The sequence below is a fragment of the Amycolatopsis iheyensis genome (assembly GCF_024703995.1).
GTDB lineage: Bacteria > Actinomycetota > Actinomycetes > Mycobacteriales > Pseudonocardiaceae > Amycolatopsis > Amycolatopsis iheyensis.
This window is the reverse complement of sequence record NZ_JAMXQV010000002.1, coordinates 629,123-655,224: the sequence shown is the minus strand read 5'-3', so window position 1 is coordinate 655,224 and position 26,102 is coordinate 629,123. Positions and strand designations below refer to the sequence as shown.

General features: G+C 72.8%; 23 protein-coding genes. 8 read left to right on the top strand and 15 right to left on the bottom strand.

Annotated features, from left to right (window positions below; translation table 11 throughout):
* The first annotated feature begins 21 nt into the window (after positions 1 to 21).
* Positions 22 to 420 carry a VOC family protein gene (locus M8542_RS06805; RefSeq protein WP_257919143.1) on the top strand — a complete coding sequence of 133 codons (399 nt, stop codon included), beginning with the start codon at positions 22 to 24 and terminating at the stop codon, positions 418 to 420.
* On the opposite strand, the gene M8542_RS06800 is transcribed toward M8542_RS06805, so the two are convergent.
* Both M8542_RS06800 and M8542_RS06795 read right to left on the bottom strand, forming a co-directional pair.
* Positions 410 to 1,504 carry a calcium:cation antiporter gene (locus M8542_RS06800; RefSeq protein WP_257919142.1) on the bottom strand — a complete coding sequence of 365 codons (1,095 nt, stop codon included), beginning with the start codon at positions 1,502 to 1,504 and terminating at the stop codon, positions 410 to 412. The two genes, M8542_RS06805 and M8542_RS06800, sit on opposite strands and share 11 nt — an antisense overlap.
* Before the next feature lie 52 nt (positions 1,505 to 1,556).
* The gene (locus M8542_RS06795; protein ID WP_257919141.1) at positions 1,557 to 2,450 is read right to left on the bottom strand and encodes a LysR family transcriptional regulator; all 894 of its coding nucleotides are present in this window, start codon (positions 2,448 to 2,450) and stop codon (positions 1,557 to 1,559) included.
* A 70-nt stretch (positions 2,451 to 2,520) separates the two neighbouring features.
* Between M8542_RS06795 and M8542_RS06790 the strand changes: the two genes are divergently transcribed.
* Complete coding sequence (locus tag M8542_RS06790; protein WP_257919140.1) at positions 2,521 to 4,254, top strand: pyruvate dehydrogenase; 1,734 nt, start codon at positions 2,521 to 2,523, stop codon at positions 4,252 to 4,254.
* Positions 4,255 to 4,257: 3 nt separating this feature from the next.
* Here M8542_RS06790 and M8542_RS06785 read toward each other — a convergent pair whose 3' ends face one another.
* The 4 genes from M8542_RS06785 to M8542_RS06770 form a co-directional block, all read right to left on the bottom strand.
* Positions 4,258 to 4,515 carry a hypothetical protein gene (locus M8542_RS06785; protein ID WP_257919139.1) on the bottom strand — a complete coding sequence of 86 codons (258 nt, stop codon included), beginning with the start codon at positions 4,513 to 4,515 and terminating at the stop codon, positions 4,258 to 4,260.
* A gap of 3 nt (positions 4,516 to 4,518) precedes the next feature.
* Positions 4,519 to 5,628, bottom strand: a complete 1,110-nt coding sequence (locus tag M8542_RS06780; protein WP_257919138.1) for an NDMA-dependent alcohol dehydrogenase — start codon at positions 5,626 to 5,628, stop codon at positions 4,519 to 4,521.
* 88 nt (positions 5,629 to 5,716) lie between these two features.
* Positions 5,717 to 7,330, bottom strand: a complete 1,614-nt coding sequence (locus M8542_RS06775) for a sigma-54-dependent Fis family transcriptional regulator (RefSeq protein WP_257919137.1) — start codon at positions 7,328 to 7,330, stop codon at positions 5,717 to 5,719.
* Positions 7,331 to 7,433: 103 nt separating this feature from the next.
* Positions 7,434 to 8,264, bottom strand: coding sequence for an urea carboxylase-associated family protein (locus tag M8542_RS06770; protein ID WP_257919136.1), 831 nt, complete (start codon positions 8,262 to 8,264; stop codon positions 7,434 to 7,436).
* A 155-nt stretch (positions 8,265 to 8,419) separates the two neighbouring features.
* Between M8542_RS06770 and M8542_RS06765 the strand changes: the two genes are divergently transcribed.
* The 3 genes from M8542_RS06765 to M8542_RS06755 all read left to right on the top strand — a co-directional run bounded on the left by M8542_RS06765 (position 8,420) and on the right by M8542_RS06755 (position 10,865).
* Positions 8,420 to 9,346, top strand: coding sequence for a hypothetical protein (locus M8542_RS06765; protein WP_257919238.1), 927 nt, complete (start codon positions 8,420 to 8,422; stop codon positions 9,344 to 9,346).
* Positions 9,347 to 9,428: 82 nt separating this feature from the next.
* Positions 9,429 to 10,085, top strand: a complete 657-nt coding sequence (locus tag M8542_RS06760; protein ID WP_257919135.1) for an HNH endonuclease family protein — start codon at positions 9,429 to 9,431, stop codon at positions 10,083 to 10,085.
* A gap of 12 nt (positions 10,086 to 10,097) precedes the next feature.
* Positions 10,098 to 10,865, top strand: a complete 768-nt coding sequence (locus M8542_RS06755) for a class I SAM-dependent methyltransferase (protein ID WP_257919134.1) — start codon at positions 10,098 to 10,100, stop codon at positions 10,863 to 10,865.
* On the opposite strand, the gene M8542_RS06750 is transcribed toward M8542_RS06755, so the two are convergent.
* The gene (locus tag M8542_RS06750; RefSeq protein WP_257919133.1) at positions 10,862 to 11,605 is read right to left on the bottom strand and encodes a fructosamine kinase family protein; all 744 of its coding nucleotides are present in this window, start codon (positions 11,603 to 11,605) and stop codon (positions 10,862 to 10,864) included. The two genes, M8542_RS06755 and M8542_RS06750, sit on opposite strands and share 4 nt — an antisense overlap.
* Here M8542_RS06750 and M8542_RS06745 point away from each other — a divergent pair.
* The gene (locus M8542_RS06745; RefSeq protein ID WP_257919132.1) at positions 11,604 to 11,990 is read left to right on the top strand and encodes an MmcQ/YjbR family DNA-binding protein; all 387 of its coding nucleotides are present in this window, start codon (positions 11,604 to 11,606) and stop codon (positions 11,988 to 11,990) included. The two genes, M8542_RS06750 and M8542_RS06745, sit on opposite strands and share 2 nt — an antisense overlap.
* Here the strand turns inward: M8542_RS06745 and M8542_RS06740 are convergent.
* The 4 genes from M8542_RS06740 to M8542_RS06725 form a co-directional block, all read right to left on the bottom strand.
* Complete coding sequence (locus M8542_RS06740) at positions 11,915 to 12,763, bottom strand: GNAT family N-acetyltransferase (protein ID WP_257919131.1); 849 nt, start codon at positions 12,761 to 12,763, stop codon at positions 11,915 to 11,917. The genes M8542_RS06745 and M8542_RS06740 overlap by 76 nt on opposite strands.
* Before the next feature lie 40 nt (positions 12,764 to 12,803).
* On the bottom strand, positions 12,804 to 14,876 hold the full coding sequence (locus M8542_RS06735; RefSeq protein ID WP_308210243.1) for a putative Ig domain-containing protein: 2,073 nt from the start codon (positions 14,874 to 14,876) through the stop codon (positions 12,804 to 12,806).
* 107 nt (positions 14,877 to 14,983) lie between these two features.
* Entirely contained in the window at positions 14,984 to 15,205 is a 222-nt protein-coding gene (locus tag M8542_RS06730) for a hypothetical protein (RefSeq protein ID WP_257919129.1), read from the bottom strand.
* 201 nt (positions 15,206 to 15,406) lie between these two features.
* Positions 15,407 to 16,972: an acyl-CoA synthetase gene (locus M8542_RS06725; RefSeq protein ID WP_257919128.1), complete on the bottom strand. Its 1,566-nt coding sequence runs from the start codon at positions 16,970 to 16,972 to the stop codon at positions 15,407 to 15,409.
* Positions 16,973 to 17,100: 128 nt separating this feature from the next.
* Here M8542_RS06725 and M8542_RS06720 point away from each other — a divergent pair, with 128 nt between their 5' ends.
* The gene (locus M8542_RS06720; RefSeq protein WP_257919127.1) at positions 17,101 to 18,318 is read left to right on the top strand and encodes a phospholipase D-like domain-containing protein; all 1,218 of its coding nucleotides are present in this window, start codon (positions 17,101 to 17,103) and stop codon (positions 18,316 to 18,318) included.
* Between the two features lie 4 nt (positions 18,319 to 18,322).
* Here the strand turns inward: M8542_RS06720 and M8542_RS06715 are convergent, their stop codons facing one another.
* Together M8542_RS06715 and M8542_RS06710 are read right to left on the bottom strand one after the other, a co-directional pair.
* On the bottom strand, positions 18,323 to 21,298 hold the full coding sequence (locus M8542_RS06715; RefSeq protein ID WP_257919126.1) for an AfsR/SARP family transcriptional regulator: 2,976 nt from the start codon (positions 21,296 to 21,298) through the stop codon (positions 18,323 to 18,325).
* Positions 21,299 to 21,527: 229 nt separating this feature from the next.
* Positions 21,528 to 22,118, bottom strand: coding sequence for a hypothetical protein (locus M8542_RS06710; protein ID WP_257919125.1), 591 nt, complete (start codon positions 22,116 to 22,118; stop codon positions 21,528 to 21,530).
* Between the two features lie 56 nt (positions 22,119 to 22,174).
* On the opposite strand from M8542_RS06710, the gene M8542_RS06705 reads away from it, so the two are divergent.
* Positions 22,175 to 22,537 carry a DUF488 domain-containing protein gene (locus M8542_RS06705; RefSeq protein ID WP_257919124.1) on the top strand — a complete coding sequence of 121 codons (363 nt, stop codon included), beginning with the start codon at positions 22,175 to 22,177 and terminating at the stop codon, positions 22,535 to 22,537.
* Positions 22,538 to 22,539: 2 nt separating this feature from the next.
* On the opposite strand, the gene M8542_RS06700 is transcribed toward M8542_RS06705, so the two are convergent.
* Together M8542_RS06700 and M8542_RS06695 are read right to left on the bottom strand one after the other, a co-directional pair.
* Complete coding sequence (locus tag M8542_RS06700) at positions 22,540 to 24,891, bottom strand: glycoside hydrolase family 2 protein (RefSeq protein WP_257919123.1); 2,352 nt, start codon at positions 24,889 to 24,891, stop codon at positions 22,540 to 22,542.
* Between the two features lie 78 nt (positions 24,892 to 24,969).
* Positions 24,970 to 26,004 carry a LacI family DNA-binding transcriptional regulator gene (locus M8542_RS06695; RefSeq protein WP_257919122.1) on the bottom strand — a complete coding sequence of 345 codons (1,035 nt, stop codon included), beginning with the start codon at positions 26,002 to 26,004 and terminating at the stop codon, positions 24,970 to 24,972.
* Between the last annotated feature and the right edge of the window lie 98 nt (positions 26,005 to 26,102).

Genomic DNA, 26,102 nt, shown 5'->3' with positions numbered 1-26,102 from the left:
CCGCTGTGCTGTGCTGGGGGCATGGCCACCGTGAGTGTCCGGTACATCGTCGACGACGTCGATGCCGCCATCGCGTTCTACTGCGGGCAGCTCGGGTTCAGCGAGCTGTTGCACCCCGCGCCCGCCTTCGCGATGCTCGAGCGCGGCGATCTGCGGCTGGTGCTGTCCCAGCCCGGTGGTGGTCCGGGCGGTGGGGCCGCCGTCGGCGGGGTCACGCCCGAGCCCGGCGGGTGGAACCGGTTCGCCATCGAAGTCGACGACCTCGCCGCGGACGTCGACCGGCTCAAGGCCGCCGGCGTGCGGTTCCGCGGTGCGCCCGTCCACGGCGTCGGGGGAGACCAGGCGCTCGTCGAGGACCCGTCGGGCAACCCCGTCGAGCTGTTCCAGCCGACCCGGGACGAGGCCCGGCTCAAGGGTTGACGGCCAGCACCAGGAACCCGGCCAGCAGCACCAGGTGCACGCCGCCCTGCAGGCGGGTCGCGCGGCCGGGGACCACGGTCAGGACGCTGACCACCACTGTCAGGGCCAGCAGCACGATCTGCGTCGAGCCGAGGCCCAGCAGCAGCTCGCTCGGCAGCCACACCGACGCCAGCGCGATCGCCGGGATCGTCAGGCCGATGCTCGCGATCGCCGAACCGTAGGCGAGGTTGAGGCTGATCTGCATCCGGTCGCGCCGGGCCGCGCGCGTGGCCGCCAGCGTCTCCGGCAGCAGCACCAGCAACGCGATCACCACGCCGACGAACGACTGCGGGAACCCGGCCGCGCGCACGCCGGCCTCGATCGCCGGGGACTCGACCTTGGCCAGCCCGACCACCGCGACCAGCGCCACCAGCAGCAGCGCGAGGCTGCCCAGCGCGGCCCGGTTCGACGGCGGCTCGGCGTGGTCGTCCTCCTTGACCTCGCCGTCGGCAGCCACCGGCAGGAAGAAGTCGCGGTGGCGCACCGTCTGCGTCAGCACGAACGTCCCGTACAGCGCCAGGGACGCGATGGCGGCGAAGGTCAGCTGCGCCGGCGAGAACGCCGGACCGGGGGTGCTGGAGGTGAACGTCGGCAGCACCAGGCTCAGCGACGCCAGCGTCGCGACCGTGGCGAGCGCGGCACCGCTGCCCTCGGAGTTGAACAGGGTGACGCCGTAGCGCCGCGCGCCGACGAGCAGCGAGATGCCCACGATGCCGTTCGTCGTGATCATCACCGCGGCGAACACGGTGTCCCGCGCGAGTGAGCCGGCTTCCGGCCCGCCCGAGACCATCATCGTGACGATCAGCGCGACCTCGATGACGGTCACCGCGACGGCGAGCACCAGCGACCCGAACGGCTCGCCGACCCGGTGCGCGACGACCTCCGCGTGGTGCACCGCGGCCAGCACGGTCGCCCCGAGCGCCACCGCCACGATCGCCACGAAGACCGGGCCGAGGTCGCGGCCCCAGGCGAGCGCCAGCACGAGCACGCCGAGCACGGGGGTGACGGAAGTCCAGGTCGTCAGGAAGGATCTCAGGGCGGCCATGCCCTCCAGCCTGGCACACCCGCGGGAAAGATGCCTGGTCGTACGGCGCTTCTCACATCGTCCCTTGTGGACGGTCGAGGTCGGCGGCGAGCACGTGGCGGCGGAAGGTTTCGCTGGGCGGCGGGAGAGTCCGCCCGGCCGCCCAGGCGAGGCCGATGTCGCGCGCAGCGTCCACATCGGTCAGTTCCAGGTGCGGCGCCGGGGATTCCGCGGCGTGCGGCAACGGCAGGACGGACACGCCGAGCCCCGCGGTGACGAGCCCGCGCAGCGTTTCGACTTCGTCGCCTTCGAACCCGATGCGTGGCGCGAACCCGGCTTCGGCGCACAGCCGCTCGGTGGTTTCGCGCAGCGCGTAACCCGTTCGGAGGAGGATGAACGTCTCGTCCGCGAGCTCGGCGAGGCGGACCCGGCGCCGCCCGGCGAGCCGGTGCCGCGGCGGGACCGCCAGCCGCAGCGGCTCGACGAGCAAGCGCGTCCACGCCAGCTGCGAGTGCCCGGGGTCGCCGCTGGTGATGACGAGGTCCGCGGTGCCCTCCAGCAGCTCTGCTTCGAGGCCCTCTTCACCGTGCTGGCGCAGCTCGAACCGGGTGCCGGGGTGCTCGTGCAGGAAGTCCCGCAGGATGTCGGGCACGAGCCAGGTGCCGAAGGTGTGCAGGAAGGCCAGCGGCACGACGCCGGTGCCGGGCGCGACGATCTCGCCGACCTCGCGCAGGCCCTGGTCGAGCTGGTCGAGCGCGGCTTCGACGTGCCGCTTGAACGCGTGCCCGGCCGGGGTCAGCCGCAGTACGCGCCCCGACCGGCGGAACAGCTCGGCGCCCGCCTCGTGCTCGAGCCGCCGCAGCGCCCGGGACAGCGCGGGCTGGGTCAGATGCCCGCGCGCGGCGGTCTCGGTGACCGTGGCGCCACCCGCGACCTCCCGGAAGAGCCGCAGCGTCTGGACGTCCATGCCCCCAGTGTATGGAATTTCAGCCAATCAGGCATTGGACGCATCGGTTCGCGCGGGCCAGGCTGGAGGTATGGCAACCGTGGCAGAACAGCTGGTCAGGACCCTGCGGGACGCGGGCGTCGAGCGCATCTACGGCATCGTGGGCGACAGCCTCAACCCGATCGTCGACGCGGTCCGCCGCACCGACGGCATCGAGTGGGTGCACGTCCGCCACGAGGAGACCGCCGCCTTCGCCGCGGCGGCCGAAGCCCAGGTCACCGGGAAGCTCGCGGTGTGCGCGGGCAGCTGCGGGCCGGGCAACCTGCACCTGGTCAACGGCCTGTTCGACGCGCACCGCTCCGGCGCGCCGGTGCTGGCGATCGCGTCGCACATCCCCTCGAACCAGATCGGCACCGGGTTCTTCCAGGAGACCCACCCGGACCGGCTCTTCGCCGAGTGCAGCCACTTCAGCGAGGTCGTGGCGGACCCGGCCCAGCTGCCGCGGCTGCTGCGCATCGCGACGCAGGCCGCCGTCGGCAAGGGTGGCGTCGCGGTGCTGACCATCCCCGGCGACCTCGCCGACCGCAAGGCCACCGGCCCGCTCACCGAGCGGCTGCCGCTCGTCACGCCGTCGCCCGCGGTGCCCGCTCCGGAGATCGTCCAGGAGCTGGCCGACCTGCTGAACTCGGGTGAGAAGGTGATGCTCTTCGCCGGCGCGGGCACGCGTGGCGCGCACGAGGAGGTCATGGCGGTCGCGGAGAAGCTCGCCGCGCCGGTCGGGCACTCGCTCGGCGGCAAGGAGTGGATCCAGTACGACAACCCCTTCGACGTCGGCATGAGCGGCCTGCTCGGCTACGGCGCCTGCTACGACGCGATGCACGAAGCCGACCGGATCGTGTTGCTGGGCACGGACTTCCCGTACGACAACTTCCTCCCGCAGGCCCGCACGATCCAGGTCGACCACGACGCGTCGCGCCTCGGCCGGCGCACGGCGCTGGAGCTGGCGGTGCACGGCGACGTCAAGGCGACGCTGCGGGCGCTGCTGCCGCTGCTGCGCCCGCGGACGAACCGGGCGTTCCTCGACCGGATGCTGCGCGAGCACGTGCGGAAGCTGGAAAAGGTCGTCGGCGCGTACACGGCGAAGATCGAGCAGCGCAGCCCCATCCACCCCGAGTACGTCGCCTCGGTGCTCGACGAGGTCGCCGCCGACGACGCGGTGTTCACCGTCGACACCGGCATGGGCAACGTCTGGGCCGCGCGCTACCTGACCCCGAACGGCCGCCGCCGCGTGCTCGGCTCGTTCCGGCACGGCAGCATGGCCAACGCGCTGCCGCACGCGATCGGCGCGCAGCTTTCCCAGCCGGGCCGCCAGGTCGTGTCGCTCTCGGGCGACGGCGGGCTCGCGATGCTGATGGGCGACCTGCTGACGCTGCCGGCCTACGACGTTCCGGTGAAGGTCGTGGTGTTCAACAACGCCACGCTGGGCATGGTGAAGCTGGAGATGCTCGTCGACGGCCTCCCGGACTTCGGCACCGACCACGCGCCGGTGAACTTCGCCGCGATCGCCGCGGCGTGCGGGATCTTCGCCGAGCGCGTCGAAGACCCGGCCGACGTCCGCGGCGCGCTGGAGAAGGCGTTCGCCCACCCCGGCCCGGCGGTCGTCGAGGTCGTCACCGACCCGAACGCGCTGTCCATCCCGCCGCGCATCACCGGCGAGATGGTGCGCGGGTTCGCCCTGGGCGCCACGAAGACCGTGCTCAACGGCGGCGTCGGCAAGATGGTCGACCTGGCGCGGGCGAACCTGCGCAACACCCCGCGGCCGTAAGCTTCACGGGCTGGCCACGATCACCCCGGTGGCGGCGAGGTGTTCGAGCGCCGCCACCACCCGGGCCCGGCTCGTCCCGGCCAGGTCCGCGGCGTCCAGGGCGTCGCGGACCGACGCGTGCATCACGAGTGCGCGGACGAGCCGGACCACGTCCGGTGTGCCGAGGGAACACCGCTCCCGATGCTCGCAGCTGTGGGACAGCACATCGAGAGCGGCCCGCGGGTTCAGGCGGTACGCCGCGTCGAGGTCCACTGTGGACACGGTTCAGCCGTGGACGAGGACGCCGCGGATGTTCTTCCCGTCACGCAGGTCCTGGTAGCCCTCGTTGACCTGCTCGAGGGTGTACTTGCGGGTCACCAGCTCGTCGAGCTTGAGCTTCCCGGCGTCGTAGAGGCGCAGCAGGCGGACGATGTCGTACTGCGGGTTCGCCGAGCCGAACAGCGTGCCCTTGATCGTCTTCTCGAACAGCGTCAGCACGCCGCCGGAGACGTGCACGGTGAGCTTCTCGGGGTTGGCGAGGCCGGTGATGACGACCGTGCCGCCCTTGCCGACGATGTTGAACGCCTCGCTGACGACGTCCTCGTCGACCGTGCCGACGGTGATCAGCGCCTGGTCGGCCAGCTGACCCCAGGTCAGCTCGTTGACCTTCTCCGCGGCGTCGGCGGCGCTGGCGAAGGCGTGCGTGGCGCCGAACTTGAGCGCCGCCTCCCGCTTGAACTCGACGGGATCCACGGCGACGACGTACTTCGCGCCGGCGTGCGCCGCGCCCTGCACGGCGTTGATGCCGATGCCGCCGATGCCGTAGACGACGGTCGTGTCACCGGCCCGGACACCACCCGCGTAGTTCGCGGTGGCCCAGCCGGTGGGAACGCCGCAGCCGACCAGCACGGCCGTCTCCAGCGGCAGCCAGTCGTCGACCTTGACGACCGAGTGCTGGGAGATGGTGGCGCGCTCGGAGAACGTGCCGAGCATGCACATGGCGCCGAAGTCCTGGCCGCCGCCGTGGAAGCGGAAGGTGCCGTCGGGCAGGTGGCCTTCGAGGATGGTGGCGCCCATGTCGCAGAGGTTCTGGCGGCCGGTGGAGCAGTAGCGGCAGGTGCCGCAGTTGGGGATGAAGCTGCAGACGACGTGGTCACCGGGCTGCACCTTGGTGACGCCGGGGCCGACGTCCTCGATGATCCCGGCGCCTTCGTGCCCGCCGATGATCGGGAAGCGGGGCACGAGGTCGTTGTCGATGAGGTGCAGGTCCGAGTGGCACAACCCGGCGGCGGTGTACTTGATGAGCACCTCGCCGGGGCCGGGCCCGTCGAGGTCGAGCTCCATGATCTCGAACGGCTTTCCGGCGTCGAACAGCACGGCTGCCTTGGTCTTCACGGCCATCTCCTCCACGTGCGGCGGTGGTGACCTCGATTGTGTGCAGGCGGTGGTTCCGTGAAGTGTCCGAATCCCGGACACCGTGCGGTCAGCGCACCCGCAGCGCGCGCATCCGGTTGTAGAGCGTCGAGCGGCTGATGCCCAGCTGCTTCGCCGCCCGGACCTTGTTGCCGTCGCAGGCGCGCAGCGTCCGGACGATCACGTCGTACTCCGCCTGCTCCCAGCCGCTCAGGGCCGCGCCCGGGGCCGTCTCCGCGCAGCCCGGCGCCACGTCCTCCGCGGTCAGGTCGCCCGCCGAGCGGCGGTCGGCCGCGCCCGCCAGCACTCCCGCCAGCTCTCGCAGGTTGCCCGGCCACCGCTGGGAGCCCAGCAGCTCCAGCGCCCCCGGCGTCAGGCGCAGCGAATCGCCGAAGCCGCGCAGCAGCTCGCGGGCGATCGCCGGGATCTCGTCGCGGCGCTCGCGCAGCGGCGGCAGCTCGATCCGCCGGTGCACGCGCGCGGCCAGCGTCGCCTGCTCGCCGCGCAGCTCCGACGGCGGGCCGCTGACCAGCGCGAACCACGCCGGCGTCGTGTCCAGCAGGCGGGCCAGGCGGACGGCCGCCAGCGGGGGCAGCAGCTGGATGCCGTCGATCACCAGCAGGCCGCGCCCGGCGCAGGCGGCTTCGACCCGCGCCAGCCAGGCCGCCTCGCCGGAGACGACGTCGGACACGTCGAACTCGTGCAGCTGTTCGTGCCCGGCGACGACCCGGGCCGCGGTGCTGCGCCCGGCGCCGGGCTCGCCGCAGATCAGCACCCGCCGCCGGGCCTGCCCGGCCCGGCGGAGCCGCTCGTCGACGGTGGGCGGGAACAGCCCGCGCGCGGACCGCGGCCGCGACACCACCGGGCTCGCCGGGCGCACCGGCGCCAGCTCGAACAGCAGCCCGGCGTTCGCCGACACCGCCTCGACGCGCACCTCGACCGGCGTGCCCGACGTCAGCCGGATCCGCCGCAGCCCCCGCCGGGTGCGGCCCAGCTCCTGCAGCAGCCGGTGGTCGGCGGTGTCGACCAGCTCGGTCGCCGCGGTGTTGGCCAGCACGACGTCCTGGCCGAGCGCCAGCACCGCGCACGCCCGGTGCTGCACCGACTGGAACGCCGCCAGCAGCTGCTGTTCGGCGAGCTTCGCGCCGTCGAGCAGCCGTCGTTCGATGTCGGCGACCGCGCGCCGCAGGAACGGTCCGAGCAGCGAGTTCGCGTCGCCGGCCGGGCCGGTGATGTCGAGGACGCCGACGAGCCGGCGGGTCGCCGGGTGCACCACCGGGTGGCCGTAGCAGGTGAACTGCTTCATCGCCTCGAGGAAGTGCTCGTCGCCGTCGACGGACACGCCGCGGCGGGTCTCGAACGGCGTCGCGATGGAGTTCGTCCCGGTCCGCTCCTCGAGGAACTGGCAGCCGGGCAGCGCGCTGATGTTCTCCAGCGCCGCCTCGACCGACCGTTCGCTGAACCGCCGCGCGACGATCCGGCACTCGTCGTCGGCCAGCACGACGCAGAACCGGGTGCCGGCCAGCTGCCGCGCCAGCTCGTCGAGCACCGGCGACGCGGCGCGCAGGAGCCGGCTGCGGCTGTCGACGTCCGCGAAGTCCAGGCGCTCGACCGACGACGCCGGCGAGAGCCCGGACAGCTCCGCCCGCCGCCACGACTGCGCGATCTCGGTCCTCAGGTCCACTCGCACTCCTCGTCGAGCCGATCGGTGTACCCGGTGGTCCATCATCACACGGACCGGGCGCGGGGTGAACCTCCGTCTCCGGTTCCGTTGCGGGACAACGGGTTCACTCGGCCCACCGCGGCAGCCGGACGCCGTGGAGGCCGCGGTAGGCAGCTCGCTCCGGCTCGCACCAGCCGTCGAGCAGGTCGTCGCGCGGCCGGAACACCTCGACGCCGATCGGGTGACAGACGTCGATGGGGTCGCGGGCGTCCGGGCCCCACAGCGGGATCGAGAGGTCGCCGCCCGGGCACGTCGAGAGCGCGCAGAGCAGGTCGACTTCGGCGAAGAACTCGAAGTGGTCGCCGGGCCGGGCGGGGCAGGCCTTCATGAAGTAGCGGTCGTCGGGGGTGAGGCCGGTGCACTGGAAGACGTTGAGGACGTCGTGCACGTCGAACTCGGTGAGCCCGAACGGCGCGACCGCCCGGACCAGGTTCGAGTGGCAGTGGAAGTCGAAGTCCTCGCCGGTGAGGAGCCGGTTCACGTAGGGGTCGCAGCGGGTGCCGAGCAGGTCGTGGACGCGGCCGCCGTCGCCGTCGGCGCCGTGGTCTTCGAGGGTGTCGGCGGTGATCGTGGCGAGCGGGCGCAGGAACGGCAGCGTCGACCAGAGCCGGTCGAAGGTGCTCACGTGGGCGCGTTGGAGCTGGCGGGTGCGTGCGGCCCAGAAGCGTTCGCGCGGGTCGTGGGCGTGCCAGAGGTTGAGGTCGCCGACCTGCGGGCCGTCGACGGTGCGCAGCCGGCAGAGGTGGCCTTTCGGCACCCGCCAGGCGCGGCCGGAGCGGATCGGAACCTCGAAGGATTCGACCGGCCGGCGGTCGGGGTCTTCGGCGAGCCGCCGGTAGAACGGCCGGTCGACGTCGAGCGCGACGCCCTGGTAGGCGGGTTCGGGTGGGGCCATCGATGCGTCTCCCTCGGGTGCGGCGGTGTGCGTCCAGGATGCCCCCGGCTACACACCGTGGCGTTCGACCACTCGTTCGGCTGCTGGGGCGGCGGGCGGTCCTGCTCTTACCGTCGAGGGGGCGTTTTTCTCGGGAGGAGTGACCGGCGTTGCTCGTGGCCCTCCAGCGCACCGGTGCGGAGCGCGCCCTGCCCCCGGCGGCGGCGCACCTGGTGCGGTTGCTGCGTTCGTGGGGACCGGGACCGGACCATCTGACGGGGCTGGCCTTGGCGGGCATCACGGTCCCGAGCCGCCACGGCCCCAGGTTCGTGGACGCGCTGGTGTTCACGCGCTTCGGCGTGGTGGTGATCGCGGCGCACGAGCTGGGGGCCGGCGTGCGGCCGGGGGAGCGGGCGGGCGCCGGAGTGGCGGCGGCCAAGGGAGCGCTGGCCGGGCACGACGGGGGCCGGTACGTGACCGGGCTGGTGGCGTTGATCGCGCCGGCGCGGGAGCCGGGGGAGCCGGGGGTGGACGGCGGAGGCGCTGGCTCGGGTGATGGTGAGGTGTCCGGGCCAGGGGCGGAGAGCGGCGGGCCAGTCTCGGGTAGTGGTGAGGTGCCCGGGCTGCGCTCGGAGGGCGGCGAACCGCTCGCCATCCCTCAGCCGCGCTCGAGCGGCAGCGAAACCGAGGCGATCCCCGTCGTCCTGGCCGACCCGCGTGGGCTCCGGCGGATCATCGGCCAGCACAACCGCTGGCGGACCGTCTGGTCCGCCGACGACGTCCTCGATGCCTGCTACGCCCTCTCTCTCGCCCACCTCGCGCCGCCCCGGGCCGCTCTGCTCGCCGATGGCTTTCCCGCCCGGCTGCACCGGCCGGCCGCCGTGCCGGAGCTGCCCGCCGTGGTCACCGTGCCGCCCGAACCGGCGCCGGAGCCGGTCGACGAGGAGCCCGGGCCGCCGGTCGTCCGGCCCGGGACCGCCGTCTTTCCGCGGCAGCGGCCGATCCGGCAGGTGCCGTGGGGGCTGCTCGTCGTCCTCACTCTGCTCGTCACCGTCGGGGTGATCGCCGCCGTTTTCGTGGCACAGGTCTTCCACGGCTCGTGAGTTTCGCGTCGACTACGCCATCTGCACCGTTTCCCCGCGCCGTCGCCTGGGCACTTCCCGGGAGATGTGAAAGGGGTTCACGATGCCGCGCACCTTGTCCGTGGTCCTGCTGGCCGTCCTGTCCGGCACCGCCCTCGCCGGGTGCAAGGTGCCGGACGGGATGGCGTCCGGAAGCCGGCCGGCGGGGACCGCCGCCGCCCCGGCCGTCGCGCCCGCCGAGGCGCGCACCCAGCTCGCGGCCCTGAAGGTCGCCGTCCGCGGCACCATGGACGGCTACTCCCGCGAGAAGTTCCCGCACTGGGACAAGGTCGACGGCGCCTGCGACGTCCGCGAAGAGGTCCTCAAGCGCGACGGCAAGGACGTCAAGACCGGCTCGGGCTGCGCCGCGGAGTCCGGCACCTGGGTCAGCCCCTACGACGGCGAAACCTGGCGCAAAGCGTCCGATGTGGACATCGACCACATGGTGCCGCTCGGGCAGGCCTGGGTCAGCGGCGCGAAGTCCTGGACCCAGGAGCGGCGCGAGCAGTTCGCCAACGACCTCGTCCGGCCGCAGCTGCACGCCGTCACCGACAACCTCAACGAGCAGAAGAGCGACAAGGCGCCCGACCAGTGGAAACCGCCGCTCGTCTCGTACTGGTGCACCTACGCCACGGACTGGATCGTGGTCAAGGCCAACTACGGCCTGACGATCACGGTGCCGGAGAAGAACTCGCTGGAGAGCATGCTGCAGCGCTGCTAGCGTCCAGTAGCCGTGACGGGTTATGACGCGCTTGCCGAGGTGTACGAGTGGCTCATTTCGGATGTGAAGCTGGCTCCGGCCGACTTCGCCGCGTCGTTCGCCGACGTCCTCGATCTCCTGCCGGCCGAGGCGCACGTCCTCGATTGTTCGTGCGGGACCGGGCAGCTGGCGGTCGGCCTCGCCGGTCTCGGCCTGCGGGTGGTCGCGACCGACGCCAGCGAAGCGATGGTCCGGCGGACCGCGGAGTTGTCCGGGGAGTTCGGGGCATCCGTCCGGACCGTGCGGGCGGACTGGGAGGAGCTGCCCGGCCACTTCGATGACTTCACCTTCGACGCGGTGTTCTGCGTCGGCAACTCGCTGCACCACGCCGTCGGCGCGAGAGGCAGGGTTGCCGCGCTGGAGTCGATGTCACGGCTTCTGCGTCGCGGCGGGCACTTGGTGCTCACTTCCCGCACGTGGGAACTCGTGCGGGCCAGAGGTTCCCGGCTGGACATCGGTGACCGGATCGTCCGCCGGAACGGTCGTGACGCCGTCGTGGTCTACCGCTGGGAGATCGCCCCGCGGTGGGAGGAAGAGCACCACATCGAGATCGCCATCGCGGAAGTCGAGGCGGCCGGGTCGGTTCTCGTCCGCTCGGAACTGCTGTCGTGCTGGCCCTACCGGTACGACGAACTCGAAGCCGAGCTGCGCCGGGTCGGGCTTCGGGTAGAAACGAGCACGTTCGACCCCGAGGCCGAGAACTACACGGTGGTGGCGAGCAAGGTGCAGACAGCGGGCTAGAACGAGCGCGCCGCCGCGAGCGCCTGCCCGGCGTAGGACTGTCCGAACAGGACGGTGTGCACGAGCAGCGGGAACAGCTGGTGCAGCCCGATCCGCTCGGTCCACCCGGCGGCCAGTGGCGCCGTCTCGTCGTAGGCCGCCACGATCCGGTCCAGGTGGGGGCAGCCGAACAGGCGCAGCATCGCCAGGTCCGTCTCGCGGTGCCCGCCGTGCGCGGCCGGGTCGATCAGCCACACCTGCTCGCCGTCCCACAGCACGTTGCCGGTCCAGAGGTCGCCGTGCAGGCGGGCCGGGGGCTCCTCCAGCGCGGGGAGCCGGTCGCAGGCGCGCTCGAACACCGCCGCCTCCGACGCGTCGAACGTCCCCGCGTCGACCGCCCGCCGGACGTAGGGCAGCACGCGGTCCGACGCGTACCACGACGCCCAGTCCTCGGCCGGGACGTTCTTCATCGGAGCCAGGCCGATCCACGCCTCTTCGGGCCCGTCCGGGGGAGCGGCCCCGAACGCCGGGGCGCCGGCCGCGTGCAGCCGCGCGAGCCCGCGCCCGAAGCGTTCCGCCGCGGCCACCGACGGACGGCCGGCCGGGACGCGGTCGATGACCAGCGACTCCTCGTCCTGGTGGTGCACCGTCGGCACGGCGACCGCGTCCGCCGAGGCGAGCCAGCGCAGGCCGGCGGCTTCCGCGGCGGTCGCGCCGGGGGCGTGTCCGCGCTTGACGAAGACGTCCGGCAGGTCGCTCATGTCCCGCACGGTACCGGCGCGCTACGGTGTGGCGGTGCGGGTGCAGGCGTTCGAGCAGGTGCTGAAGACGCTGGCGGAGGTCCAGCGGGCGGAAGGCCGCGACTATTCGTCGTTCAGCGTGCGTGGCAAGCGCTTCGGCTACTTCTGGCCGCGCACGCGCACGGTCGGGTTGAAGCAGACGATCTCCGAGCAGCTGGCGCTGGTCGCCGAACGCCCGGACGTCTTCGAGATCCAGTTCACGGCCGGCGGCTTCGGCTGGGTCGTGGTGTACCTCGACGAGATCGACGCCGACGAGCTGAGCGAGCTGGTCTACGAGGCCTGGCGGCTGTCGGCGCCCGAAGAGCTCGTCGAGGAGACGCCCTTCACCAGGATCGCCCGCGCGTAGAGCAGGTCGAACCCCTGGCGCTGCACGTTCTGCTGCGACTTCGAACCCGGCTGCGTCGTGACGACGGCGACGTCGCACCCGGCCTGGGCGGCCGCCGCCAGCCGCGCCCGCAGCAGGGCCGTCTGCACCCCCTGGCGGCGGAACCGCGGCACGGTCGCCGCGCCGGTGAACTGCGCGATCCCGTCGGTGACGCGGAAGCTCGCACCTCCGGCGAACTCGCCTTCGCGCACGGCGACGTACCGCCGGACGCCGGCCATGCCCCGCAGCGCGCGGATCAGGGTTTCGCGTGGGAAGTCCTCGTGCGCGGGCAGGCCCTCGGTGTCGGCGACCGCGGTGGCGTCGGCGACCATGGCCAGCCACGGTTCCAGCTCGGCGTCGCCGATGAGCCGGACGTCCGCCGGATGGTCCTGGCCGGCGAGGCGGCGGCCGAGCACGTTCTCGAACGATTCAAGGCGGTACCCGCGCGCGGTGAAGAACGCGCCCGCCGCCGAGCCGGCCAGCTGGGACAGCTCGACCTGCACCGGCGCGCCCCGCTCGGCGAAGGCCTGCTCGACCTCGGCCAGCTCCTCGGGGTCGGGCAAGCCGTCGAAGCCGAGCCCGATGATCTTGTTGAACGGCGAGTCCGCCTCGGCGAAGCTCGCGAGCCCGCCGGCGAGCGGCCGTGCGAATCCGGCCCCGCCGGCGGCGTCACTGCTCTCGGCGGTCAGCCGCGCTTCCGCGCGGTCGATCCGCGCCGCCAGCGCCGTGTCGCAGAAGAGCCGCTCCCCGTCCATGCGCCCACAGTGCCGGACGCGTGGACGGGGAGCCAACCGATTAACCTTCGACGCGGTGTGACGCCCAGAACGACGTCAGGTCCGTCGACCCGGCCGCCGCCTGCGCCGCGGCCTTGAACTCCGCCGTCGTGGACACGCCGTACCAGTGCGACTGCGCGTACGACTTCAGCAGGTTCGCCATCGCCGTGTCGCCGATCGTGCGCCGCAGGTCGTGCAGGGTGCACTTGCCGTAGTTGTAGACGACCGTGGAGTACCGGGACGAGTGCGCGTCCCAGTAGGCCATCGAGTTGGTCAGCTTCTCCGCGCTCGACTGCCACGTGATGCCGCAGCCGCTGCCGGTGATCCCGCGGTAGAGGTCGGTGGCGTAGTCGGTGAAGGACTCGTCGAGCCAGGGGGAGTTGTACTCGTCGTCGCCGACGATCCCGTAGAACCACTGGTGCGCCAGCTCGTGGGGGAGCGCCGTGGTCGACACGAGGTCCATCACGAAGCCCGGGTACTCCATGCCGCCGAACCAGAAGTTGTTGTCCAGCACCACGTCGACCTCGCCGTACGGGTAGTCGCCGAAGCGGCCCGAGTGCACGTCGATGGCGTCGGCCGCGAGCGAGAGCATCTGGTTGGCGCTGCTCGTGGAGATCCCGCTGACCGAATAGACGTTGACCCGCACGCCCTTGCCGGACGTCGTGGTGATCTTCGCGAACGGGCCGGCCGCCCAGGCGAAGTCACGCACCTTCGGAGCCACCGCGTGCGTGGTCGTCGTGCTGCCGCTGGTCGTCTCGGTCGACGTGCCGGTGGCCGGGGTCAGCAGCGACGTCGGGTGGACCAGGGTGACGTCGAAGTCGCCGATCACCGTGTAGAACGACTCGCCGTTGTTGGTGTACGGGTCGAGGTGCCAGCCCGCGCCGTCGCGGACCGCGAGCACCGGCAGCGCGTTGCCGATCATGTTGTACGCGCCGTCGTGGCCGAACCGGTCCGCGCCGCTGGGCACGACGATGCTCAGGTCGAACCCGATGGTGCCCGACTGGCCCTGGGCCAGCGGGGCCGGGAGCGTGATCTTCATGGCCGTGCAGTTCACGGTCAACGCCGACGCCGTGCCGCCGGTGACGTTGGTGACCGTGATCGGCGTCGTCGGGCAGCTGCCGTGGTAGTTGTCCCACAGCCGGAGGTAGACCTCGGGCAGCGCGGTCGCCGAGCCGTTGGTGAAGCTCACGGACTGGTGGCCGGTCCACGTGGCGCCGGAGCTGTTCGACGTGAGGTTCACCGTGTAGGCCGGGTTGATCGGCGTGCGCGTCGAGTCCGCCGGCGCCGCGGTGATGGTCCAGCCGAAGGTCGCGCTGCCGCTGTTGCCGGCCGGATCCTTCGCCGTGACCGTCACCGACGACGTCCCGGCCGTGGTCGGCGAGCCGGTGATCTTGCCCGTGCTCGCACCGATCGTCAGCCCGGCGGGCAGGCCGGTCGCGGTGTAGGTGAGCGCGTCGTTCTGCGGGTCACTGGCCTGGACCTGCAGGGACACGGCCTGGCCGACGGCGGTGGTCTGGGCGCCCGGCGAGGTGACGACCGGCGACTGCGGGTTCGACGAGCCGGTGGTCGTGAGCGAGAAGTCGTCGAGCAGGAAGTTCGTGGCCAGGCTGGCGTCCTCGTTGCCGGTGACCTTGAGCGTCACGGTCTGGCCGAGGTAGCGCGACACGTCGACGGTGCGCTGGACGTAGCCGGTGTTCTTGTCGAGGTTCGAGTAGCTCGCGAGGGTGTCCGAGCCGGCCTGCACCAGCAGCGTGTCGTACTTGCTGGTGGTGGTCGTCTCCTTGGTGTCGACGTGCGACCACCAGGACAGCGTCGCCGAAGCGCAGCCGGCGGGGAGCGTCAGGGACTGGGACAGCGTGTCGGTGTGCGTGCTGCCGTAGCCGTCCAGCCAGGCGTCCATCGTGCCGCCGTGCGCGGGCTCCGCCGCGGTGGCGGCGGAGATGACGCCACTGGTCTGGGTCCACGGCGTGGTGCCGGCTTCGAACCCGCCGTTGCCGACGACCTGGTCGCCGCAGAGCGCCGCGGCCTGGGCCGGCGCGGCGACGGCGACCGTGCCCAGCAGGCCCACGGCCAGCCCGAGCGCAGCAGAAAGCACCCTCGATCTCATGGGGGAGTCCTTTCGCGGCCCCGCCCGTCGGGGCCACGAGAAAGAGTGCGCCGCCGCCGGGGCGGCAACAACCCGCCATGAGTCGGGTTCCGCGTTCAGGCCTGCTGGAGCACGTTCAGCAGGATGAAGAGCAGCACGAGCGCCCCGGCCACCGCGACGACGGCGGAGACCGCGGTCCGGATCATCTCGCCGAAGCCCTTCGCGGTCCGGGTCCGGTAGGCGGAGTAGTTGGCGCGGGCCTCGCGGGCGCTGTGGACGCGGCCGCCGACGAAGAGCCCGGCGCCGAGGGCGAGCAGGACAGCGAGGAAAACGGACACGGGAGATCCTTTCGGGGGTTCGGGAACGAGGAACGGCCTCATTACTAGACCCGACGGACGCCGCGCGCCATGGCTTTCGGGCATCTCGTGCCCGGGCCGGTCGGCCCTGGTGGGACGGACGTCCCGCGTTCCTCGGAAAGCGACGGCGACCGCTCGACGGTATCCGTGGTTTTCCCTGTCCCGCAAGCGGTTTTCGATGGCTCAGGCGTCGGTGGCGAGTCCTTTGTGCCGCTCGCGGAGTTCGCGTTTGACGATCTTTCCACTGGGGTTCTTGGGAAGCCGGTCCGCGAACACCACGTACTTGGGGCATTTGTAACCGGCGAGATGTGCCTTGGCGTGGTCGATCACTTGCGCAGCGTGCAGTTCCACGCCCGCACGCGGGACGACGACGGCGGTCACCGCTTCGATCCAGTGTGGATGGCTGATCCCGAACACCGCGACTTCGGCGACGCCGTCGAGCAGGTACAGCGCCTCTTCGACTTCGCGGCTCGCGACGTTCTCGCCGCCGGTCTTGATCATGTCCTTCTTGCGGTCCACGACGGACAGGTAGCCGTCCTCGTCGACCACGCCGAGGTCGCCGGAGTGGAACCAGCCGGCGCGGTAGGCGTCGGCGGTCTTTTCCTCGTCGCGGTAGTAGCCGAGGGTGGCGTGCGGGCCGCGGTGCACGATCTCGCCGATCTCCCCGGGTGCGACCGGGTTGTCTTCGTCGTCGACGATCCGGGTCTCGACGTTGAGCGACGGCCGCCCGGCCGACCCGGCGCGCGCGAGCTGCTCGTGCGGGCGCAGGATCGTGGCCAGCGGCGCCATTTCCGTCTGGCCGTAGAAGTTCCACAGGTCGACCTCGGGCAGGCGGCGGCGCAGCTCGCGCAGCACCTCGACCGGCATCGCCGAAGCGCCGTAGTACCCCTTTCGCAGGCTGGACAGGTCGGTGCGGTCGAAGTTTTCGTGCCGCAGCAAGGAGATCCACACCGTGGGCGGGGCGAACAGTTTCGTCGCGCGCTCGCGCTCGACGGCGGCGAGCAGCGCGGCCGGGTCCGGGCCGGGCAGGATCACGCTGGTCGCGCCGAGGTAGACGTCGACGGAGAAGAAGCAGTCCAGCTGGGCGCAGTGGTACAGCGGCAGCGAGTGCACCTCGACGTCGTCGGCGCTCATGCCGCCGTCGATCACGCACGAGACGTACTGCGCGATCAGCGACCGGCTCGAGAGCAGCACGCCCTTCGGCCGCGACTCGGTGCCGGAGGTGTACATGATCCGCAGCGGGTCGTCGTCGGCGACGAAGACGTCGGGCGCGGTGTCGTCCCCTTCGGACAGCCAGGGGCCGATGTCCGCCCACTCGCCGCCGTCGCCGATCCGGCTGCGCACGACGTCGCTGAGGTCCGCGAGCTCCAGGGCCTTGGCCGCGGTCGGCTCCAGGGCGTCCTCGGCGATGAACGCCTTGACCTCGGCGTGCCGGAGGATGTAGGCGACTTCGTCGGCGCCGAGCATGAAGTTGACCGGCACGAGGAGCACGCCGAGCTTCGCGGTGGCGAACGCGAGCACGCCGTACTGCCAGCAGTTGTGGCTCAGCAGCGCGAGCCGGTCGCCCTTGCGCAGGCCACGGGCGGCGAGGGCGTGCGCGCACCGGTTGGCGGCGGCTTCGAACTCCGCGAAGGTGAGCCGCCGGTCCCCGGAGACGACGGCGAGCTTGCCGGGCAGCCGCAACGCGGTGCGGCGAAGCAGGTCGCCGAGGGAGTGCTGCCGGGCGCGGTCGACGAGGTGCTGGTCCATCCGGGCAGTGTCGGCCGGGGCGGGGATGCGCGCAACTGTCCCGTTGGTCGTGTATGCCGCGTAAAGCCCGGGTGTACGAATCTTGTACGCCGGGTTGCGAATTTGGGGTCCTCGACAGGGAGGAACCCATGAATCCGAAGTTCAAGGCGCTCGCCGCGGGGGTCGCGGCGCTCAGTGCCGCCGTCCTGCTGTCCGGTGTCCCGGTCGCGCACGCCGCGCCGGCCGCGGCCGTGGCCGCCACCGGGATGGAAGCGATGTTCAACGACCCGCCCGAGAACGGCGACCGCGACCACTCGATCGAAACGCGGCTCCTGCAGCTGATCAACGCCGCCCCGGCCGGCTCGGAGATCCACTTCTCCGTCTACAGCTGGACTCGGCCGGCGGCCGCCGAGGCGCTCAAGGCGGCGCAGGCCCGCGGGGTGAAGGTGCGGATCGCGATCGACGGCGGCGCGGACGACGACCCGGCCAACACCGCGATGCCGATCCTCAAGTCCGCCGGGCTCACCCAGCTGGTGTTCTGCGGCACCGGCGGGCTGAACACCGGCTGCATCGCCCACGGCGGCAGCCCGCACTCGATCAACCACGACAAACTGTGGATGTTCTCCGAGACCGAGGGCAAGAAGGACGTCGTCGTCATCGGGTCGCACAACCTGACCACCACGCAGGGCAACCTGTTCAACAACGCCCTGCTGACCTACGGCGACCCGGACCTCTACGGCTTCTACCTCGGGCACGTCCGGAAGATGCTGGCGCAAAAGAAGGACAACGACTACTTCAACGACGGCGGCTACCACAAGTCGCCCGACAGCCAGGTCACCAGCTACCTCTCGCCGCGGGCCGACTCCAAGGGTGGTGACTCCGAGGAGTTCGCCACCGACACGTGGGCGCAGCTGCTGAAGTGGATCACGAAGTACGAGTCGGGCTGCGCGCTGGACGTCGTCCAGGCCAACATCGCCGACTCACGCACGCCGGTCGTCACCGAGCTGGCGCGGATCGCGAAGCTGGGCTGCAAGGTCCGGATCGTCTACGGCACGATGGAGCCCGCCGCGCTGGCCGCGCTCAAGGGCAAGGCGAACGTGACGCTCAAGCGCTTCAGCACGACCGTGAACGGCCGCGAGATCTCGGTGCACTCGAAGTACATGCTCTACCGCGGGCACTACAACGAGACCGCCCACCGCTCGATCGTCTTCACCGGCTCGCATAACGTCTCCGGCGCGGCCCTGCGGGACAACGACGAGATCCTGATCAAGGTCGAGAACCCGGCGATCAGCGCGGCCTACACGGACAACTTCGCGACGGTGCTGGGCCGCGCGAAGTGCTCGGCGCCGCCCACCGGCAGCTGCTGACGCGTCAGGCCCCCTGGCCGACGCGGGCCAGGCGGGTTTCCAGGGGGCGGTAGCCCGAGGCGGCGGCGAGTTTCGCCGCCGCCTCGGCGTACGTGCGGGCTTGTTCGTCGTCACCCGTCGCGTGCGCGGCTTCGGCCAGGCCGGTCAACGCCGCGGCTTCGCACCAGGTGAAGCTCGTCTCGACGGCGATGCCGAGCGCCGCGGTCAGGTGCTCGGCGGCTTCGGCGGGGTGACCGAGGTGCAGGCAGGTCTCGCCCCACGCCGCCAGCGCCGACGCCTCGGTGCCGCGGTCGCCGATGCGGCGGGTCAGCTCGACCGAGGCGGCGGCGTCGGTCAGCGCCCGGCTGCCGTCACCCGCGCGGGACTCGAGCACCGCGCGGCCGGCCAGCGCCGCCGCTTCGCCGTACTGGTAGCCGAGTTCGCGGTTGGCCGTCAACGCACGGTCGTACAGCTCCGCGGCCTCGGCGCGGCCCAGGTCCCGGTTGATGTGCGCGAGGTCGACCAGTAGCACGGCCACGCTGAAGGCCGCGCCGTCGCGCTCGGCGATCTCCAGCCCGCGGCCGAAGTAGCCCAGCGCGGCTTCGAAGTCACCGACCTGGCCGCAGGCGAAACCCAGGTTCGCCAGTGCCATCGTGATGCCCGGGATGGCGAGCTCTTCGCACAGCCGCAACGACTCCACGCCACAAGCGATCGCCTCGTGCGGGTCGCCGAGGCGCTGGTGGACCGCGCTCAGGTTGTTCAGCGCCGCCGCGCGGCCGGCCGGCCAGTCCGCCGCCAGCCCACCCGCCAGCACTGTCCTCAGGTGGGCGCGGGCGTCGGCGTACCGGCCGTTGTTGACCCCGGCCAGCGCGATGGACAGCCGCATCGCCGCCTCGGCCTGGCGCACGCCGGCGGCCTGGGCGGCGTGCAGGGCCGTCGTCGCCGTGTCGATCCACTCCGTGTGGTGGCCGCGGTGGTGGAAGAACGCCCGCAGCGCGTCGGCCAGGTGCCAGGCGTACTCGCGGGGCCCGTGCGCCGCCGCGTGCTCGACGGCCGCGGCGAGGTTCGGCCACTCCGTGTCCAGCCAGGCCAGCGCGTCCTCGGTGCCCTCGAAGACCGGCGCCGGGTCGGGCCGCGGCAGCCGCAGGAAGTGCGGGATCAGCCGGCGCCCGGCCGCGTCGGACGTCGTGAGGTAGTGCTCGAACAGCCGCCGGCGGGCCGCCTCCGCGTCGCCGGGGGAGTCGTCGGCCGCGACCCGGCCGGCGGCGTAGCTGCGCAGCAGGTCGTGGAAGCGGTAGCGGCCGGGCAGGTGCCGCTCGACGAGGTTGGCCGCGGTCAGCGCCTTGAGCTGCCGGCCGGCCTGGCCTTCGGCCGCTTCGGCGAGCCGCGCGGCCACCGGCGCGGTGAACGTCTGGCCCGGCACCAGCGCCAGCCGCCGGAACAGCAGCCGGTGCTCGACCGGCAAGGCCCGGTACGACACGGAGAACGCCGTCGTGACCGCGCTTTCCTCGGCGCCGTCGACACTCAGCCCGGCCAGCGGGTCGCCGTCGGCGAGCTCACGCGTGAGCTCCGCGATGCCGGACGCCTCCCCGGCGGCGAGGTTCGCCGCGGCCAGCCGCAGGGCCAGCGGGAGGTGCCCGCAGAGCCGGGCGAGCTCGGCGGCCGCCGCCGGCTCGGCCGCGATCACGGCGGAGCCGAGGACCGTCTCCAGCAGGTGCCGGGAGTCGTCGGCCGGCAGCACCGACAGCGGCACGGCCAGCGCGCCGGTGCGGGCGATGAGGTCGCCGAGCCGCTGGCGGCTGGTGACCAGCACGGTGCCCGACGGCGGCAGCAGCGGCGTCACCTGCGCGCTGTCGCGGGCGTTGTCGAGCAGGACCAGCACCGCGCGGTCGGCCAGCAGCGAGCGCCACAACGCCGTCCGCCCGTCGGGGTCCGGCGGGATCGCCCGCGGGTCGGTGCCCAGCGCCCGCAGCAGCTGCGCGGCGGCGACGGCCGGGGTCAGCGGCTCGTGGTCGGGGTCGAAGCCGCGCAGGTCGAGGTAGAGCTGGCCGTCCGGGAAGCGGTCGCGGACGAGGTGCGCCCACCGCACGGCCAGCGCGGTCTTGCCGACTCCCGCGGTGCCGGTGAGCACCCGGATGTCCGGGCCGGACCCGGTGCCGGCCGGCGCGTCGAGCCGGGCCAGCTCGGCGGCGCGGCCGGTGAAGCCCCGGACGTCGTGCGGCAGCTGCGCCGGGCGGACCGGTTCGTGCGGCGGCTCCGGCGCGGGCTCCAACGCCGCGTCGCCCCGCAGGATCGCGGCCTCCAGCTTGACCAGCTCGGGTGCGGGGTCGAGACCCAGCTCGGTGGCGAGCCGGGCGCGCAGGTCGCGGTAGGCGGCCAGGGCGGCGTCGGTGCGGCCTTCGCGGTGCAGGGCCAGCATCAGCTGCCCGACGAACCTCTGCCGCAGCGGGTGCGCCGCGACCAGCGTGGTGAGCTCGCCGAGCACGTCCCGGCCGCGGCCGAGCCGCAGCTGCGCGTCGATCCGGTCCGCCAGGGCGCTCCACCGGCTTTCGCCGAGCCCGGCCAGCAGCTGCGCGGCGATTTCGGCCGACGCGGCGCCGGCGAGCGCGTCACCCCGCCACAGCGCGAGGGCTTCGTCGAGCATCGCGACGGCGGTTTCGTCGTCGGCCGCCCGGGCCCGGCGGACGAGCGCGGTGAAGCGGTGCGCGTCGACCGTCTCGGGCTCGGCGCGCAGCGCATACCCGGGGCCCTCGGTGACGAGCTCGGGGCCGTCCGCGGCGCGGAAGACCGCCCGCAGCCGCGAGATCAGCGCCTGGACGGTGTTGCGTGCGCTGGCCGGGGGATCGTCGGGCCAGAGGATGTCGACCAGCCGGTCCCGGGACACCGGGTGCGCACCCTCGAGCAGCAGCACGGCGAGCACGAGCCGCTGCTTGCGGGAGCCGAGGTCGACCGGGGCGCCGTCCGCCGTCGCCTCGACAGCGCCGAGGACGCGGAACTCCACCCCGTCACCTCCGTTCTCCCGGGCGTGCAAGCGTACTGCAAGCGGCCCGCGGGCTTGATCCGCAATGCTGACCGGGCTGCAGGACACCACCCCGACGATGTCCACGGCCGGCTCGGTCGCCCGGGAAACCGGCGGGTTCGGCTGTCGCTCTCACGGGCGGCACGAGCTGGGGGTAGGGCCACCTCGGCGACCCCTATCCCCGGTCGCCGTGGTGGCCCTTTGTCGTTCTTCAGCGCGCGGCGTCGTCGATCTGGACGGGATAGCCGGCCCGCAGCACGGCGATCGTGGCCGGTGGCGTGAGCACCGGGACGGTCCCTGCCCCGGGCAGCGGCTGCCGCCGGCCGTAGCCCGCGGTCGTCCATTCGGTGAGGTGCCCGTCGACGACGAGCTCCGGGTGCGGTCCGCGCAGCACGAAGACCCCGTCGGGAAGGCCGGCCCACCGGAGTTCGTGGAGCCGCCTCCGGTGCGTGCCGGGGACCAGCCGTTCGCGGTGCAGCTGCCGGTTCATCGCGGTGGCCGAGGGACGGCCCGGCCAGGCGTCGCGGTAGGCGTTGTACGCGGGGCGCCGGCACTCGCCGCAGGGCCGGTGCCCGGCGGCGAACGAGACGGCTTCGTCGTGGAAGTACAGGTGCGTGTACCGGTTCGGCAGCCACTGCTCGCGCCACCGGCCCCGGAATGCGAGCACGCAGGTGATCCACAGGTCGCCGGCGTGGAACCGGACGATCTCGTGGCCCTGGTGCAGCACGCCGCGGTTGCCGGTCCAGGCACCCCGCAGGGGGACGTTGACGATCTCGCCGGTGGGCGTCACGCGGTTGCGCACCAGGTCACCGGCCTTCCGGAGTGGCGAAGCGGGCAGGTGCGCCGCACAATGCGCGCATGCAGCCGACGGACGTCCGGGTGGCGCGCCTGGCCGACCCCGCCGGGCCCGCCGACGGCATCCGCGTGCTCGTCGAACGAGTGTGGCCCCGCGGCACGGCCCGCACCGTGGTCCTGGACGGCTGGTACCGCGCCCTGGCCCCGTCCGACGAGCTGCGCACCTGGTACGGCCACGACCCCGAGCGCTTCGGAGAGTTCGCCGAGCGGTACCGCGCGGAACTGCGCGAGCCGGACCGCGCCGCCGCGCTGGACCGCCTGCGTGAGCTGGCCGCGGGTGGCGTGGTGACGTTGCTGACCGGGAGCGGGTCCCCGCCGATCAGCCAGGCGGCGGTGCTGGCGGGCGTGCTGACCGGCGAACACTGACCTCACGAGCGCGACCCGCCTTCGGACCCACTGGCCGTCGTGGTCACCGTCGCCGTCGCGGTGCCGAGGGTTTCGTGGCGGGCGGTCAGCGTCAGCTTTCCCGGCGGACCCGCGAACGGCCGCAGCCAGACGGCCGCCGCCCCGCCGGTCGCGCCGAAGTCCAGCTCCCGGTCACCGACCAGCTCGCCCTGGCCGGTCAGGCTCAGCGTCACCGTGCCGGTCGCTCCGGCGCGCAGGGTGCCGAAGCGGTCCATCGCCGCCACGACCACCCGGGTCGCGTCGGCGCCGTCGGCGCGCAGCTGCGTGTCGTCGGCCGCGCAGCTCAGCACGTCGCGGGCGCGGTCGCCGCTGAAGCGCCGGGAGACCACCAGCCGGTCACCCAGGTAGCCGTCGACGCGCAGCTGGGGGCGTTGCCCGCGCGGCACCGTCAGGTCCACGGCGAACCCGGGGTGCGGCAGGTGCGGGAAGTCCGCGCGCCGGCTGCGTGCCTCGCCGGCGGGCCGGTCGTCGAGGAACAGCAGCAGGCGGTCGCAGTTCGACCAGATCGGCGCGTCCCGCCCGGGCCCGGTGGGTGACGCGGTGAAGTCCCACGCGAAGCCGGGCTCGACGACCGGCCGGACCAGCGGGTCGCCCTGGGTGGCGTAGAAGGCCGCGGCCGGCTTGGGGATCCGGAAGATGTCGGACACCCCGGCGAACTTCGACCCGCCCATCGACCGCTGCCAGCCCGAGGGGTAGTCGAACGCGCACCAGGCGAGCAGCCCGCAGTAGCGGTCGTCGGCGGCGGCCAGGTCGTGGGCCTTCGCGTGCAGCTCCGCCTGTAGCCGCTGGGTCGCCGGCAGATCGGTCCGGCGGTAGGCGCGTGCCCCGGCGAGCGTGCCGATCGACTCCGTGACCAGGTACGGGACCCCCGCGCGTGGCGGGCGCAGCTGAAAGGGCGCGCCCCGGCGGGCGGTGTAGTCGTTGTAGGCCAGCACTTCGATGTCGGCGCCGGCGTACCGCGCGCCGGTGGTGCTCGCCAGCGCGCCGCTCGTCGGCCGCGACGGGTCGAGCTGCCGCGCGAGCCGCCCGGTGCGCCCGTACATCGCCGTCGTGCCGTTCGCCTCGTTGACGCGGGTACCCCACACGATGATGCTGGGGTGGTTGCGGTCGCGGGTGATCATGGCCGAGACGTCCCGGAGGTTCCGCTGCTGCCAGGCGGCGTCGCCGACCCGGCCCCAGCCGGGGATCTCCTCCCACACGAGCAGGCCCAGCTCGTCGCAGGCGTCGAGGAACGCGCTCGACTGCGGGTAGTGCGAGCACCGGACCATCGTGCAGTTCAGCTCGCGGCGCAGGATCTCGGCGTCGCGCCGCTGGACGCGGTCCGGCGCCGCCCCGCCGGCGAACGGGTACCACTGGTGGCGGTTGAGGCCGAACAGCTTCAGCCGCCGTCCGTTGAGGAAGAAGCCGTCCTGGGCGAAGCGGGCCTCGCGGAACCCGACGCGCACGACCCGCTGGTCGAGCGCCCGCGGCCCGGACCGGATGGTGACGACGACGTCGCACAGCGCGGGGTCCTCGACGTCCCAGAGCCGGACGGCGTCGAGCCCGTGGACGTCGAACTCGACGGTCCGGGTGCCGGCCGGCACCTGAGCGGCGCCGCGCGCGAGCTCGCGCCCCGCCTGGCGGACCGACGCGGTGACCTCGGCCGCGCCGGGCCCGTCGAGCGTGCAGGTCAGGTGCAGGGACCGGCCGGGGGAGAGGACGTCGACGGGCCGGGCGAAGACGTCGGTCAGCCGGGTCCTCGGGACCGTGCCGATCGCCGCCGGGCGGTAGATCCCGGCCGGCTGGTAGAAATCGATCGCCGACGGTCCCGCGCTGTGCGGGAGGTTGGGCGGGACGTCGAGCGCCCACCGGCCGTCGACGACGACGGCGAGGACGTTGTCCCCCGGCAGCACCCCGGGCAGGTCCACCTCGAACGGGAGGTACCCGCCTTCGTGGGTCGCCACCGGGCGGCCGTTGAGGTGCACTTCGGCGTTCGTCAGCACACCGTCGAAGCGGGCGAGGAAGCGCTCGTTCGCCAATCCCGTGAAGTGCTTGCGGTAGATCCACCGGTCCTGCCACGACGCCGGATCCCAGCCCGTCCACGAAAGCGGCGTCACGCAGTGGGGCAGCTGCACCGGTGCGAGGTCGATCTCGTCGAAGCCCGGTTCGGTGCAGCCGTCGTCGTACCGCCCGAACAGCCAGAAGTCGCCCAGCCGGGCGGTTCCCGGACCGGCCGCGGCGTGCCCGGCCGAGCCGGCGACGGCGGCGCCGAGCAGGGCGACCCCGCTCGCGGCGAGGAACCCGCGCCGCGTCACCCGCGGCTTTTCCCCGGCCATCCACGACCTCCGTGCTCGGTGTCCCCTCCGGGAATCGCTTCCGAGTCCTAAGACGTCACAGACGATCGAACGGTTGGCTCAGTGCAGGGTCGAAGCGCGGACCACCAGCTCCGGGGTGAACACGACCTGCCGGTGCTCGTGGCCGGGCTCCGATTCGGCCAGCAGCAGCTCGGCGGCCGTGCGGCCGAGCCGGCGGCGGGGCTGGCGGACCGAGGTCAGCGGGACCGCGGCCGCCGCCGCGAACTCGATGTCGTCGTAGCCCGCGATGGCCAGGTCTTCGGGGACGCGCATGCGCAGGTTGGCGCACGTCTGCAGCAGACCGAGCGCGACCAGGTCGTTGGCGCAGAACGCGGCGGTCGGGCGGATCGACGACGGCAGCCCGGCCAGCCGCTCGCCCGCGCCGCGCCCGTCGGCCACCGTCAGCGCCGACGTGGTCAGGTCGACCAGGCGGTCGGCGTCGAGCCCCGCCGCGCGCAGGGCCCGCAACGCGCCGAGCCGGCGGTCGCGGACCTGCCCCACCGTCGTGTGGTTGCCGATGAACGCGATCCGCTCGTGGCCCTGCTCGATCAGGTGCCGCACGGCGATCTCGCCGCCGTAGACGTCGTCGACCGCGACCGAGCAGTGCGTGGTGCCGCCGGGCGTGCGGTCGACGACCACCACCGGCGTGCCCCGCCGCGCTATCTCGCGCAGCAGGGGCGCGTCCGGGTCGACCGGCGTGATGAGGATGCCCTGGACGCGCTGCTGCTCCAGCCGGCCGAGGTAGGCCGCCTCCCGCGAGGGCTGGTGGGCGCTGTTGCAGAGGAACAGCGAGAGGTCGCTTTCGTCGGTGGCGTCTTCCATGCCGGCCGCGACGTCGGTGAAGAACGGGTTGCTGCCGTCGAGCATCACGTAGGCCAGCACGCGGCTGCGCCCGGCGCGCAGCTGCCGCGCGGACTCGTTGCGCACGAACCGGAGCTCGGCCATCGCCGTCTCGACCTTCGCCCGCGTGGCGGGGCTGACGCGGTCGGGCCGGTTGAGCACGTTGGACACCGTGCCGAGGGAGACCCCGGCGGCCGCCGCGACGTCCTTCATCCCGGCCGACCTCGGTTCGGCGCCGGACTCCTGGACCGTCATGGAACCCCCTCATTGAAACGTAACACCACCACGAACTGCCCGGCCGGGACGACGTTCGGCCACGGTTCAGCGGATTCATTGACTTGCTCTTCGCTCGC